This is a genomic window from Duganella alba (assembly GCF_009674495.1).
GTDB classification, from domain to species: domain Bacteria; phylum Pseudomonadota; class Gammaproteobacteria; order Burkholderiales; family Burkholderiaceae_D; genus Rugamonas; species Rugamonas alba.
Map to the genome: position 1 here is coordinate 66906 of NZ_WKJN01000019.1, position 13059 is coordinate 79964.

The window sequence follows — 13059 nt, forward strand, 5'->3', positions numbered from 1 at the left end:
GATGGCTGACTACGGCCAAAAGCTGACGTTCCGCAACCAGTGATTATTCGATGAAAACGGATGGAGCTATCTAGAGTGCACCTAGAATTGATTCGCGACCTTTCTCGCGCTTTCCCTATAGTTGCTGAACCTGAATCTGTACTCAGTGCGAGGGTATGGCATTGCAAATATAAGAGCCTCTTTCCTCTGGCCGAATTGAGCAACTTGGAAGAGTTGGTAATCGCTGGCTTTCCTGATGATTCGTTCGAATTTTTCTCTAAGCTTGAAAAACTGCGCGTCCTGCACGTACTTCATATGCCGCAGATTTTCGATATCCGTCCACTAGCCAAACTAGTGCATCTTAAGTCGTTATCGTTGGCGACGCTGCCCAGTTGGGACGCGTCAAGGAAGACAACCACCATTCAGTCGCTTGAACCACTGACGGCGATCCCAGAGCTAGCCTATCTGGAACTTTTGGGCATCTGTTCGCTAGACCAATCACTCGCACCGCTCGAGCGATGCAAGAATCTCCGAACGGCTCGTATTTCAAATTACCCTAAGGCAGAAATCGAGCGGTTCTTTTCTGGAGCGAAAGTCATCAATAAGTTCAACCCCGAACCTTCGTTTTGCTAATCGGCACAGTACTATGGAGGGTGTCATCTCGATGTGGGAATTCGTAAGTTTTACAGATAAGCAAGCTGCTATCCTGAACGCAGTCGGCCGGGTTCGGCCAGCAGCAGACATAGGCATCACACAACTGACTTAGGTAGACATGCCAACTGGACACCATGATATTTGCCAGCGCTTCGACGTAGAGTGCTTGCCACCGGAGCTTGACCAGAAAGTAGGAATTGCGCTTAACTCGCTTGGCAATGTGCCGCTGCATGCGGTCCGCCTACGCCCTGAAAATGGTACATGTGGCTGGTATATTTACGGTGGCGAGTATTCAGACGATGCAGACTTTTACCAACCGCTTCATGTAGCCCACTTGGGAGAGTATTGTCCGAGCATTCTCCCGTACTTGGCATTGCCTCCTGGATGGCGCGTCTTGCTCGCACCAGGCTATGGGGATGTATGGTTTGACGGCGAATTGCTGAAACACGGATGACGACTCATCGCGGCCAGGAACGGACATAAGCTTTGAAGAAAAGGAACCTCAGTGAAATCAATTGCGGCATGTTTAATTTTTATACTCTTGGGCCTTGCAATGACAATGGACGCCTTTGCGGATATGCCTCCGATGGTGCGGACCAAGAATGAGAGGAAGTTTAAATTTGGTGACATCACTATCGTGCAGTCGTTCAACTCGATGAGAGACCCCATGTCGCCAGAGTTCAAGGTACAGGTCTACGATAAAAAACGACTTCTACTTCAATTAAGCGATGCTGCCTTTGACTCGTTTTATCCTTCGCCAAATGGCGAGGCATTTGTGGGGCTGTCCAATGCAGGGTGGCCGGGTACTGCTGCGATAATTTTTGATAGACGTGGCCGAGTTTTACTTCTGGTGGAGCATGGTCTTGCAGAGTTTGATTACTGTAGCCAAACGTCTACTTTTATCAAGGAATGGTACGACGGTAAAGACCCACAAGTGAAATTTCCCATTTTCGACACTAGAAAAACTCCAATACCTGGAATTACTCTAAAGGACTGCCACGGGCAGACCGTTGATTTATTGGACACTATCTCTAAAGCAAGTGCCAATGCTCGTATAACGCTTCGCCATGAGATTAATATTCGATATGGGGATCGTGAAAAGTGAGAGCAATCGATAGTGAATGCGAATGTCTGCAACGGGGCGAAGGGGGGCCATTGCGCTCGCGCATTTCACTAACCAACACCCAAGTTAAGGGCGAGCTGTCAGTCCGCCAGCATGCGCTGTTGAGGTCGTGGTGGCGAATTATGAGGTTGGCGCTGAGCAAAAAAATGCCCGCGCGAGGCGGGCACTGCGTGGGCGCGGCGGGCTGCTTAGCCTGCTTTTTCGTCCGGGAAGGCGTTGGTGGTTTTCGAGCCCCAGACGGCGTAGAACAGTACGTACAGTTCGCATGCGGCGGTCAGCAGGAACGACAGTTGCAGGCCGACAGTGTCGGCCAGCCAGCCTTGCACCACCACCAGCGCGCCGCCGGCGATCGCCATGATCAGCAGACCGGCGCCTTCTTCGGTCATCGGGCCCAGGCCCTTGATGCCCAGCGTGAAGATGGTCGGGAACATCACCGAGTGGAACAGGCCGACCGAAATCAGCGCCCACATGGCGAGGCTGCCGGTGCCCAGCGCGGCGATCATCATGACGATGAAGGCGCCAATCGAGCAGAAGGCCAGCACACGCTCGGCGGTGGTTTTGTTCATCGCCCAGGCGCCGATGAAGCGGCCGACCAGCATGCCGCCCCACAGCAGGAACAGGTAGTGCGCGCCTTGCTCGTGGCTCAGGCCGCCAATTTCCGGCTGGCCGGTGAAGTTGATGAACAGGTTGGCCACGCCGATTTCTGCGATCAGGTAGATGAAGATGGCCGGGATGCCGAACACCAGGTTGCGGTGCTTCCACAGCGACAGTTTTTCGCGCTCGGCGTCCGACACGCGGCTGGTGGCGCCGTGGTGCATCTTCGGCATCGGGAAGCGGGAGATGATCAGCGCCAGAATCACCAGCACGCCAGCCACGATCAGGTAAGGCAACTGCACGGCCTGCGCGTCGGCCAGTTTTTCAGCCTGGGTCAGCACGTGGCCGGCTTCGGCGGTGCCGGAAGCGGAACGGCCCAGAATCAGGTAGGCGCCGAACAGCGGCGCCAGCGTCGCACCCAGCGAATTGAACGCCTGCACCAGATTCAGACGCGAGGAGGCGGTTTCCGGCGAGCCGAGCACGGCAACGTAGGGATTGGCCGACACTTGCAGCAAGGTGATGCCGCAGGCAATCACGAACAGCGCGCACAGGGTGACGCCGTAGGACGGCAGGCGTGCAGCCGGGATCATCAGCAGGGCGCCGACCGACATCATGCCCAGGCCGATCACCATCGATTTCTGGTAGCCCACCCGCTCGATCAGCCGCGCCGACGGAATCGAGGCGAAGAAATAGGCGATGAACCAGACCGATTCGATCAGCGTGGTCTGGGTGTAGTTCAGGTCGAACACGCTGCGCAGGTGCGGCAGCAGCGTGTTGTTGATCACGGTGATGAAGCCCCAGGTGAAGAACAGGCTGGTCAGCAGTGACAAAACGGCGCGGGAACTGGTCGCGTTCGGCTGCGTCGCAACGGAACTGGTGGCGGTGGAAAGTGGAGCGGGCATGAGTGTCTCTAGAAGTTTTCTTAACCTTCTATGCTATAGCAGCGCACGTATGATCTCCAATGCCAAAAAAACCAAGATCAATAACTTTTGCATATAGCTGGCAACACGATAGTAAATCTATGCAAATTTCCCCACAATGAAGTCGACAAAGGTCCGTACCCGCAGCGACAGGTGGCGCGCGTGCGGATACAGCAGGATAAATGGCCGTGAGGTGCCGCCATGCTGGGGCAGCAGCTCGACCAGCGCGCCGCTGGCCAGATCCTGTTCGACGATGAAGCGGTAGGTCTGAACCACGCCGGCGCCGCTGCGGGCCAGAGTGACGATGCCCAGCACGTCTTCCGAGCAACATAATCCGCCTTCAGTGACCACATCGATGGCGACGCCGTCCTGCATGAATGGCCAGGGAATGCGCTTGCCGGTGCTCGGCAGGTCGAACTGGATGCATTCGTGCCGGCTCAGGTCGTCCAGCGAGGCCGGCGTGCCGGCGCGTTTCAGGTAGGCGGGGGAGGCCACCAGCACCAGTTCGGCATCCTCCAGCTTGCGGGCGATCAGGTTGGAATCGGCCGGCGCGCGGCCACGGATCGCCAGGTCGTAGCCTTCGTCGGCAAAGTCGATATTGCGATTGCTGACGTGGATGTCGATGGTCACTTCCGGGTAAGTGCGGCGGAATTCGCCCAGCAGCGGCAGCAGGCGGTAATGCGCATAGGGCGTCGGCGCGCTGATGCGCAGCGGGCCGGACGGCTGGACCTGGGCGCCGGTGATCTGCCGTTCGGCTTCGGTCAGCTGCGATAGCGCCTGCCGGCATTGTTCGAAATAGACGCGGCCGCCGTCGGTCAGGCGGATCTGGCGCGTGGTTCGCACGAACAATCGCACACCCAGTCGTTCCTCCAGCCGCGAGACGGAGCGGCTGACGGCGGCCGGCGTGACGCCGGCTGCGGTGGCGGCTGCCGTGAAGCTGGACAGCTCGGCGGCCAGACAGAACAGTTCTATGCTGCCCAACAGCACATCATCGAATTGGCGTTTCATGGCGGTTGATTGATTACATGAGGTATCAATTGTCTTGCTTTTCAAGGTCTTTATCAAGGTTTGGCGCAAGAATATAGTTTGCTCACACCAACCCTGAAAGGAAATCATCATGAGCAAGACAGTCATCGTTACCGGCGCATCGAGCGGCATCGGCTTTGCCGTTGCACAGGCTTATCTGCAACGCGGCTACAACGTGGTGGGCAATGCGCGCACCATCGAACGCCTGAAGGAAGCGGCGGACAAGCTGGGCAATCCGTCCAACTTCGTGCTGGTGCCAGGCGATATCGCCAAGCCGGCCACCGCCAAGGCGCTGTTCGATCGCGCCGTGGAAGCATTCGGCAAGGTCGACATCCTCATCAACAACGCCGGCATTTTCATCGCCAAGCCGGTCACCGACTACACCGAGCAAGACCTGGACGACCAACTGAACACCAACCTGAAAGGCGTGTTCTATCCGACGCAGCAGGCGGCCGCGCACATGAGCGCCAACAAGTCCGGCCACATCGTCAACATCACCGCCAGCATTGCGATGCAGCCGAACGTGAAGGTGTCGGCGCTGCTGCCGGTGCTGATCAAGGGTGGCCTGAACAACGCCACGCGGGCGCTGGCGATCGAGCTGGCGGCATCCAACGTCAAGGTCAATGCGGTGGCGCCGGGCATCATCGCCACGCCGATGCACAGCACCGATGAAGCCACGCAATCGTTCTTCCGCACGCTGGCGCCAACCGGCACCACCGGCGTGACGCAGGATGTGGTCGACGCCGTGCTGTACCTGACCGAATCCAACTTCACCACTGGCACTATTCTGCCGGTCGATGGCGGCGGCAGCGCCGGCACCTGGTAAATCAAGCGAGGATCACCATGCCATACGTAAATATCCGCGTCACCAATGAGGGCGTGACGGCCGCGCAGAAGCAGGAGCTGATCGAAGGCGCGACCGATCTGCTGCAACGCGTGCTGAACAAAAATCCAGCCACCACCTTCGTCATCATCGATGAAGTGGAGACGGATAACTGGGGCGTCAACCGCCAGAACATCACGTCGGTGCGCAAGCAGGAGCGCAAATGAAGTTGCTGTATGTGGGCGATCCCATGTGCTCGTGGTGCTATGGCTTCGGCAAGGAAATGACCGAGCTGATGGCCATGCACCCGGAGCTGGATCTGGAGATCATCGTCGGCGGTGTACGCGCTGGCGCCACCGATGTGCTCGACCAGACGGGCAAGGAATTCCGACTGGGGCATTGGGCGCGTGTGGAGGCGCAGAGCGGCCTGCCGTTTAACCGGGCTGCGCTGATGGCGCGCGAGAACTTCGTCTACGACACCGAGCCTGTGTGCCGCGCGGTGGTGGCGGCGCGCAAGCTGGCGCCGCAGGCTGATCTGCTGAGCGTGTTCCGCGCCTTGCAGCACGCTTTCTATGTCGATGGGCTGGATACCACCGATGGCCGGGTACTGGCTGGCGTGCTGGCCGTGCACTTGCAGATGGATACGGAAACGGTACTGCGCATGTGGCAGGACGCCGACACCATCGTGCAGACCAAGGCGGATTTTGTCCGCGCCCGCGCGTTGGGCGTGCGCAGCTTCCCGGCCTTGCTGCTCGAAACTGGTGACGGCGTTGTCGAAGTCAGCGGCGGCTACGCACAGGTGGAGCAGTTACATCAGCGGCTGCTTCAGGTAAAGGCGGCCTGACTTATGCGGTGAGCGGCTGTGCGCTGTCAAGCGTGCGGCCGCGTCCCTGCGCCTTGGCCTGGTACAAGGCGACGTCGGCGCGTTGCAGCATCATTTCGATGGTGTCGGCATCGTGGCTGCGCATGGCGATGCCGCCGCTGTACGACAGTCCGAAGCCCAGCTCCTGGACCGAGTGCTGAATCAGCCATTGGCGCAGGCGTTCGTCGTAAGCCGTCACCGCGTCGAGGTCGGCACAGTTGAGCAACACACAAAATTCCTCGCCGCCGTAACGGCAGAACAGGTCGCCGACGCGGCTGACTGCGCGCAAGCCACTGACGAACATTTGCAGCGCGTGGTCGCCAACGCCGTGGCCGTGGGTATCGTTAATTTGCTTGAAATGGTCCAGGTCAAGCAGCAACACACCTAACGGCTGTCGGTAGCGCACGCTGTTGGCCAAGTCGATGCCGGACTGAAGCAGCCAGGCGCGGCGGTTCAAGGCGCCGGTGAGACCGTCCAGCGTGGCCAGCCGTTCCAGTTCGCGGGCTGCCTCGTCGCGGTGTGCCAGCAGGATGGTCACTACGGATAACACCATCATCGCGTTGGACGACAAGGCAAACACCTGATTGATCACGTGCGGCGCATAGAAATTCGGAAACTCGGCGGTGTAGAACGCGCCGAGCACGGCGCGACAGACCATCACCACCATCTGGATCGACAGGCAGATCACCAGCAGCCAACGCCAGCGCCCAACGGTGACTTGTGGCGCGCGGCACAGGCTCACGATCACTGTGGCGATCTGCAAGGCCAGCAGGCCGTTGGCCCAGCCGGTGCGGAACGCGTAGTCGGAAAAACCGATGCAGTAGCCGATGGTCATCACCACGGCGATGGCGGCCGGCGCGCGCGCGTTCGGTTTGCGGCCGTACCACAGTTCGAAGGCAATGGCATTACCTACCATGCCGCTGGAAACGCTGGCCATGGCGAGCGTCGACAGCAGGTGGTCGGCCCAGTCGCCGCGTGGAAAGGTGCTCGACGACAGCAGGAAAATCCAGCCCGCCGTTTGCAGCACGATCCCGGCTTGCGCATAGCGCGCGGCGCGGTTGACCCGGCCCATAAAATACGGCAGCGCCACCGCCATGATCGACAGATTGATCGTCATGGCGATGAACAGGGAAGAGATGTCGATTCTAAACACTTACTACGCTTTCAAAATAATTCCTGAGTTGCGTATTATCTCAACTATTTGGAATCATCTGAATTTTGTGCCGGTAGTTATCAACGCGGATAGACGATGAACTGATCCAGCTTGCCGTCCGGCGTGAAGTAAGTTGATACCCGGATTGTCCTGCCTGCGGTCTTTACGCGAAACAGGCGGGCGGTGAGACCGCCGCGACTGTTTGCGCGCAGCTCGACGATGCTTTGCACCTCGCCCAAGGGCTTGAGCGAGGTGGCGAAGTCTTCAATGACCTGTGCGCTGAAATAGGCGTTCAGGCCTTCGCTCATCATGCTGCGGTCGGGTGTACCGGCTTGCAGTTGGACAAACAAGGTGCGTGTTTTGTTCAGCGCGACTGGCGCGGCCGGGTCGGCGGCTGGCGCGAATAGCAGCGCTTCGATCTCGCCGGTGACTTGATCGCTGGTACTGCCGCCGCCGTTGGTGAGCACGACAATGGCTGTGTCGTCATTCGGGAACAAGGTGTTTTGCGAACGGAAGCCGGTGACTTCGCCGCCGTGATCCCAGCGCAAGCGTCCTTCCGGCGTCGTGCGCACAAACAGTCCGAGGCCGTAATTGGTGCCGGTGCCGCTGCTCAGCAGATTTTCCGTCGCCATCGTTTTGCGCGATTTGGCCTTGAGGATGGTGTCGTGCATCAGCGCGATGTCCCAGCGGGCCAGATCGCTGGCGGTCATCGCCAGGTTGCCGGCGGCCCAGACCCAATACTGGCCTTCCGCGCCGGCTGGGCGCAATGGACCAAGCGCCGCTGCTTCATAGCCTTGCGGGTCGTCGGCGCTCCACGCAGTGGCGCTGGTATCGACCACGGAGCGCATGTCCAGTCTGTCGGTGATCCGGCTGCGGATGAAGGCGTCCAGCGATTTACCGCTGACCTTTTCGACAATGCGGCCGGCGATGGCGTAGCCGGTATTGCTGTATTCCCATTTAGAACCGGGTTCGAAGCTGAGCGGCTGTTTGCCCCAGTTGGCGAGGATGGCGTCAACCGTGGTCGGCTTTGCCATGAACGGCGCCAGGTAATCAAGCGGGTAATAGTCCTGATAGCCGGCGGTGTGTGCCAGCACTTGGCGCACCGTGATGTCGTTCGCCCGCGTCAGGTCGGGCAGGAAGCGCGCTATCTTGTCGTCGAGCGACAGTTTGCCGTCTTCCACCAGCAGCAGCATTGCCGCCGCCACGAATTGCTTGGTGTTCGAGCCGATCTTGTAGCGCATCTGCGGCGTGGCCTTGCGCGCGGGATCGATGCTTGCCAGGCCGTACGCCTGTGCGTAGGCTAGCTTGCCGTCCTTGACAATGGCGATCGATGCGCTCGGCGCCGCGTTGTCCTGCAGCGCCTTCGTGACGATGGCGTCGATCGCGCGTAGGGTGTCCGGCGCAAGTTGGGCTGATGCAGCTAGCGGCAGGGTGGCGACAAGCGCGAGAGTGTAGCGGATTGCGTTAACACTGATTTTCATTGATTACCCGTGAGGTTGTGTGCCATGAAGGTGCCCACGCGCTGTTCGTATTCGGTAGTTGCATAGGCGTGCAGGTCGACGTGCGCGGCGCCGGGGACGATCCATAATTCCTTCGGCTCAGCGCTGGCCGCGAACAGGCGCTGCGTTTCCGCCAGCGTGGTGTGCTGGTCGGCGCTGCCGGAGATGATCATTACTGGCGCATTCAGGGAGTGCAGATGATCGATAGGGCATAGCTGGTCTTTGCTGATGCCCAGGCGTAGCGGCAACTGCACAAGCAGCAGCTCGGACATCGGCGCGCCGAGCATGCCGATGCGCATTCTCAGGCGATTCGCCACCGCTTCTGTGATGGTGGGATACATCGATTCCAACACCACGGCATCCACGTGGCCGCAATCGCGGCACAGCACCATGGAGGCGGCGCCGAGCGATACGCCAATCACGCCGATGCGCTGTCCGGGCGCGCGGCGGCGCAGTTCGGCCAAGGCTTCGCGCACGCCGTCACCCTCGCGCAGGCCGAAGGTGACGGCGCTGGCGGTGCTGGCGCCCTGGCCCGGCAGATCGATCAGCAGCACGGAATAACCCTGCTGATGGAAGAAGCGGGCGCGCTGCGCCATCTGCCGCCGGTCGGCGCGTATGCCATGCAGCAGCAGGATCGCGCCGCGTCCCTGGCCGGCCAGATAACTGCCGGCGACCAGTTGGTCTGGCGCGGAGCGTAGCGTGATGGCCTCCGCATTCAAGTCGTCCATCGGCACTGGTCGCGGTTGGACCCCAATCAGCGATGAACCGATCAGCCAAAGCGCTGCAACGCCCACGACGAAGATCAGCGCCGCGTAGCTGATCATGCGGGAAGATTTGGTCATTCAGCAGCCTTTGGGATAAAACAGTCCGACGTGCGCGCCGTCCTTGCCGCGCGTTGGGACGTAGCCGGTTTTGGGCAGTTGTGGCTGCGGCTTTCTAGGTCGGCGGCCGTTGCGCAATTCCAGATTCCAGCTTGCCGGCGGGGCGCATTCCTCGGGCAGCTTCAGCGGTGCGCAGCCGTTCAGGGTGGCGGTGATTTGCCCGATGAGCTTGCTGTCGGGGCGGTTGGCCATGGGCAGGATGGAGCTCAGCAACGCAACACGGCGTAACCCGATCATGTTAAATCCATAAGAACGGAAAGCGCCAGTGTAGCACCGGCTGACGGATGTGCCAGCCGGTGCGGGAGGTCAGGCGAGGGCGCGGGCCAGCAGCGTGTGGATCTCGGCGGCGATTTCGTCGACGTGGGTTTCGACGGCGAAGTGGCCGGTGTCGAGCATTTTCACGACGGCGTTTGGATTGTCGCGTTTGAACGCTTCAGCGCCGGCCGGGATGAAGAACACGTCGTTCTTGCCCCAGATGACCAGGGTTGGCAGCTTGGTGTCGCGGAAAAATTTCTGGAACGACGGATATTGCGTCAGGTTGTTGGCGTAGTCCAGGATCAGGTCCAGCTGGATATCCTTGTTGCCCGGACGTTCCAGCAGCGCTGCGTCCAGATGATATGACTCGGGCGCCACGCTATCCGGATTGGCCACGCCGTTCACGTATTGCCATTTGGTTGCGTCCAGCGTCAGGAAATCGCGCATGGCGTTGCGGTTTTCCTGTGTCGGCTCGGCCCAGTATTTGCGGGTTTGCGCCCAGGCGTCGCCCAAGCCTTCCAGATAGGCATTGCCGTTTTGCGAGATCAGCGCCGTCACGCGTTCAGGATGAGCGGCGGCCAGGCGCAGGCCGGTTGGCGCGCCGTAGTCGAAGATGTACAGCGCATATTTGCTCAGTTTGAGCTTCTGCACAAAGGCTTCCAGGGTCGCGGTCAGGTTGTCGAAGGTGTAGACATAGTTGCGTTCGGCCGGCACGGTGGTGAAGCCGAAGCCTGGCAGGTCCGGCGCGATCACGCGGTATTTGGTGGCCAACAGCGGAATCAGGTTGCGGTACATATGCGAGGAAGAGGGAAAGCCGTGCAGCAGCAGAAGCACCGGCGCGTCGGCAGGGCCGGCTTCGCGATAGAACACGTTGACGCCGTCGGCTTCAACGGTGTGGAAAGAGGCACGGGTGAGGTTGGTTGGCTGCGACATGGTTTTCTCCTGGAAGTTGTTGTAACCGTTAAAAACGTAATTAAGTGGTTTCATCGTAAGTGTGGCAATGTAACTTGTCAAGTGTATTTTTAGTGGTTACAATGAAATCCATGAACACTCCAACTTTCTACGGCGATCATCCCGCCCTTGATCTGATGAACACGGTGATGGTGCAGGACGGCGCCGCCATCGACACCTGGCAGTCCGATGCAGACGTGCTGCGCTGGCTGCAAGCCCAGCAACTGGCGCCGGCCAAGGCCCACGCGCCATCCGGGCTGCTGGAAGCCGGCCGCGCGCTGCGCGAGGTGGTGCGCACGCTGGTGCTGGACAAAAAGGCGGGGAAGCCGCTACAGGTGAAAGCGCTGAACGCGGCAATGGCGCACGCGCAGCGCCATATGGTGCTGGCGGAGGAGGATGGTTTGCAGCTGCGTCCGCACTATGCGACCGCAACGCCGCAGGCGCTGCTGGCGCCGTTGGCCGAAGCCGCCGCCAGCCTGCTGGTGACGGTCGACTTCACGCTGGTGCGCAAGTGCGAAGACAGCGAATGCGTGCTGTGGTTCCATGACCAGACCAAGTCGCATCGCCGCCGCTGGTGCAGCATGGCGCAGTGCGGGAACCGCAACAAGGTTGCGTCGTTCCGGCAGCGCCAACAGAAAGAAGCTTAGGAAGAGGACTTGGCCGCAGCCGCTTCCGCCGCGCGCTTGCGCAGCGTGGTGACGGCGGTGCCGCCGACGCCCCAGTTGTCGGTTTCCACTTCGTCGATGATGACGAAGGTGGTGGCCGGATTCTTGTTCAGCACCTTTTGCAGCAGGTCGGTCACGCCCTGAATCAGTTCCTGCTTTTGCTCGGCGGTCGCGCCTTCATTGGTGATGCGGATGTTGACGAATGGCATAGCTATACTCCCTGGTTAAAAATCAGTTGACCGGCTTGGCGGCGGCCGGCGCGGCATGCGCCGCAATCCCGTACACAGCCAGCAGCGCGCCGCCCAGCAGCAGGGCTGTCGAGACGGCCATCGCGGCCTGGATACCCGCTAGGATAGCAGCCGCGGCCGGCGCCGCCACCAGCGCGCCATACACCGCCACGCCCATGGCGCCGCCGACCTGGCGCGCCGTGTTCAATACCGCCGACGCAGTGCCGGCCTGATGGCGCTCGACCGAGGCCAGAATCGCGGTGGTCATGGCCGGCACCGCCAGCCCCATGCCGGCCGGAATCAGCGTCAGGCCCGGCAGCATGGCCCAGAAACTGGCCGTTTCCGAAATGCCGAACAGGCCCAGCAGCGCATAACCGGTGCCGCCGATCAGGCCGCCGATAATCATCGGCAGGCGCGAGCCGACCCGCGCCTGCAGCCAGCCGCTGGTGATATTCGCAAACAGGAAGGTTCCGGTCAGCGGCAGGAAGATCAGCCCGGCATGCAGCACCGAAAAGCCGCGCACCTGTTGCAGGTAGAAACTCAGCACGAAGATCACGCCGTAGTAGGCGAAGTTGACGAACACGCCAAACAGCACGGCCGGCGTAAAGCCCGTCAGTTTGAACAATTGCAGCGGCAGCATGGGCGCGGCGCTGCGGCGTTCAACGCGCAGGAACAGCGCGGCGGCAATCACCGCCACGGCGAAAGCGGCCAGCACGGCGGCATGGGTCCAGCCCAGCGCATGGACTTCGATCACGGCGCCGATAAAGGCCGTCAAGGCAGCCACCGCAAGCAGCTGGCCGGGAATGTCGAAGTGGCGCGCCGGACCGTTATGGCGCAGCACCGGCACCACGCGCAGAGTCAGCCAGAAGCCGATCACGCAGATGGGAATATTCACCCAGAAGATGCTGCGCCAGCCGAAGGCCGACATCAGCACGCCGCCCAGCACCGGCCCGGCCGCGATCGATACGCCGCCGGCCGCCGTCCACCAGGCGATGGCCTTGGCCAGCATCTTGCGGTCATGCGCGTAGACGGCGTTGAGGATGGCGAGCGAACTCGGCACCAGCAGCGCGGCGCCGATGCCTTGCACGGCGCGGGCGACGTTGAGCGTCAAGGCATCCTGCGCCATGGCGCAGGCCAGCGAGGCGATAGTGAACAATGCAAAGCCGGCCAGGAACACGCTGCGCGAACCGAAACGGTCGCCCATGGCGCCCGCCGACAGCAGGAACACGGCAAAGCCGAGCGTGTAGGCATCGACCACCCATTGCAGCTGGCTGACTCCGGCCTGCAATTCGCGGCCGATTTCCGGCAGGGCGACATTGACGATGGTGACGTCCAGCTGGACGATGATGAAGGCGAAGCTGCAAGCCAGCAGGATCGCCAGTGACGGCGCGGATTCGGTTTTCATGGCAGTGCTCCAAATGTCGATGCTGCCAATATAGTCCTGATT

At 60.6% G+C, this 13059-nt stretch carries 16 protein-coding genes; 7 read left to right on the top strand and 9 right to left on the bottom strand.

Annotated features, from left to right (window positions below; genetic code table 11):
• The first annotated feature begins 75 nt into the window (after positions 1-75).
• The 3 genes from GJ695_RS18620 (at position 76) to GJ695_RS18625 (ending at position 1738) form a co-directional block, all read left to right on the top strand.
• Positions 76-612: a leucine-rich repeat domain-containing protein gene (locus GJ695_RS18620; protein WP_371866569.1), complete on the top strand. Its 537-nt coding sequence runs from the start codon at positions 76-78 to the stop codon at positions 610-612.
• Between the two features lie 139 nt (positions 613-751).
• The gene (locus GJ695_RS30680; protein WP_443090091.1) at positions 752-1087 is read left to right on the top strand and encodes an immunity protein Imm33 domain-containing protein; all 336 of its coding nucleotides are present in this window, start codon (positions 752-754) and stop codon (positions 1085-1087) included.
• Between the two features lie 51 nt (positions 1088-1138).
• Positions 1139-1738 carry a hypothetical protein gene (locus GJ695_RS18625; RefSeq protein WP_154367317.1) on the top strand — a complete coding sequence of 200 codons (600 nt, stop codon included), beginning with the start codon at positions 1139-1141 and terminating at the stop codon, positions 1736-1738.
• A gap of 206 nt (positions 1739-1944) precedes the next feature.
• On the opposite strand, the gene GJ695_RS18630 is transcribed toward GJ695_RS18625, so the two are convergent.
• Both GJ695_RS18630 and GJ695_RS18635 read right to left on the bottom strand, forming a co-directional pair.
• Positions 1945-3252, bottom strand: a complete 1308-nt coding sequence (locus tag GJ695_RS18630) for a sugar MFS transporter (RefSeq protein ID WP_154367320.1) — start codon at positions 3250-3252, stop codon at positions 1945-1947.
• Positions 3253-3369: 117 nt separating this feature from the next.
• Positions 3370-4278, bottom strand: a complete 909-nt coding sequence (locus GJ695_RS18635; protein WP_154367322.1) for a LysR family transcriptional regulator — start codon at positions 4276-4278, stop codon at positions 3370-3372.
• Positions 4279-4387: 109 nt separating this feature from the next.
• Here GJ695_RS18635 and GJ695_RS18640 point away from each other — a divergent pair, with 109 nt between their 5' ends.
• Genes GJ695_RS18640 through GJ695_RS18650 form a run of 3 tightly spaced genes read left to right on the top strand, consistent with a single transcriptional unit; the run spans position 4388 to position 5963 of the window.
• Positions 4388-5122 carry an SDR family NAD(P)-dependent oxidoreductase gene (locus GJ695_RS18640; protein WP_154367324.1) on the top strand — a complete coding sequence of 245 codons (735 nt, stop codon included), beginning with the start codon at positions 4388-4390 and terminating at the stop codon, positions 5120-5122.
• Positions 5123-5139: 17 nt separating this feature from the next.
• Positions 5140-5346, top strand: coding sequence for a tautomerase family protein (locus GJ695_RS18645; RefSeq protein ID WP_154367326.1), 207 nt, complete (start codon positions 5140-5142; stop codon positions 5344-5346).
• A complete protein-coding gene (locus tag GJ695_RS18650; protein WP_154367328.1) occupies positions 5343-5963 on the top strand; it encodes a DsbA family protein in 621 nt (206 codons plus the stop codon). Before GJ695_RS18645 ends, GJ695_RS18650 begins: the two co-directional genes overlap by 4 nt.
• Position 5964: 1 nt before the next feature.
• Here the strand turns inward: GJ695_RS18650 and GJ695_RS18655 are convergent, their stop codons facing one another.
• The 5 genes from GJ695_RS18655 to GJ695_RS18675 form a co-directional block, all read right to left on the bottom strand.
• A complete protein-coding gene (locus tag GJ695_RS18655; RefSeq protein WP_371866570.1) occupies positions 5965-7134 on the bottom strand; it encodes a GGDEF domain-containing protein in 1170 nt (389 codons plus the stop codon).
• Between the two features lie 80 nt (positions 7135-7214).
• Complete coding sequence (locus tag GJ695_RS18660) at positions 7215-8615, bottom strand: serine hydrolase domain-containing protein (RefSeq protein WP_154367330.1); 1401 nt, start codon at positions 8613-8615, stop codon at positions 7215-7217.
• Positions 8612-9475 (bottom strand): alpha/beta hydrolase, encoded by an 864-nt coding sequence (locus GJ695_RS18665; protein WP_154367332.1) that lies wholly within the window; start codon positions 9473-9475, stop codon positions 8612-8614. Before GJ695_RS18665 ends, GJ695_RS18660 begins: the two co-directional genes overlap by 4 nt.
• The gene (locus GJ695_RS18670; protein WP_154367334.1) at positions 9476-9751 is read right to left on the bottom strand and encodes a hypothetical protein; all 276 of its coding nucleotides are present in this window, start codon (positions 9749-9751) and stop codon (positions 9476-9478) included.
• A gap of 69 nt (positions 9752-9820) precedes the next feature.
• Complete coding sequence (locus GJ695_RS18675; RefSeq protein WP_154367336.1) at positions 9821-10702, bottom strand: alpha/beta fold hydrolase; 882 nt, start codon at positions 10700-10702, stop codon at positions 9821-9823.
• Between the two features lie 110 nt (positions 10703-10812).
• Between GJ695_RS18675 and GJ695_RS18680 the strand changes: the two genes are divergently transcribed.
• Positions 10813-11367 (top strand): CGNR zinc finger domain-containing protein, encoded by a 555-nt coding sequence (locus GJ695_RS18680; protein WP_229260443.1) that lies wholly within the window; start codon positions 10813-10815, stop codon positions 11365-11367.
• Here the strand turns inward: GJ695_RS18680 and GJ695_RS18685 are convergent.
• Both GJ695_RS18685 and GJ695_RS18690 read right to left on the bottom strand, forming a co-directional pair.
• Positions 11364-11594 carry a tautomerase family protein gene (locus GJ695_RS18685; protein WP_154357918.1) on the bottom strand — a complete coding sequence of 77 codons (231 nt, stop codon included), beginning with the start codon at positions 11592-11594 and terminating at the stop codon, positions 11364-11366. The two genes, GJ695_RS18680 and GJ695_RS18685, sit on opposite strands and share 4 nt — an antisense overlap.
• A 22-nt stretch (positions 11595-11616) precedes the next feature.
• Positions 11617-13017: an MFS transporter gene (locus GJ695_RS18690; protein WP_154367340.1), complete on the bottom strand. Its 1401-nt coding sequence runs from the start codon at positions 13015-13017 to the stop codon at positions 11617-11619.
• Between the last annotated feature and the right edge of the window lie 42 nt (positions 13018-13059).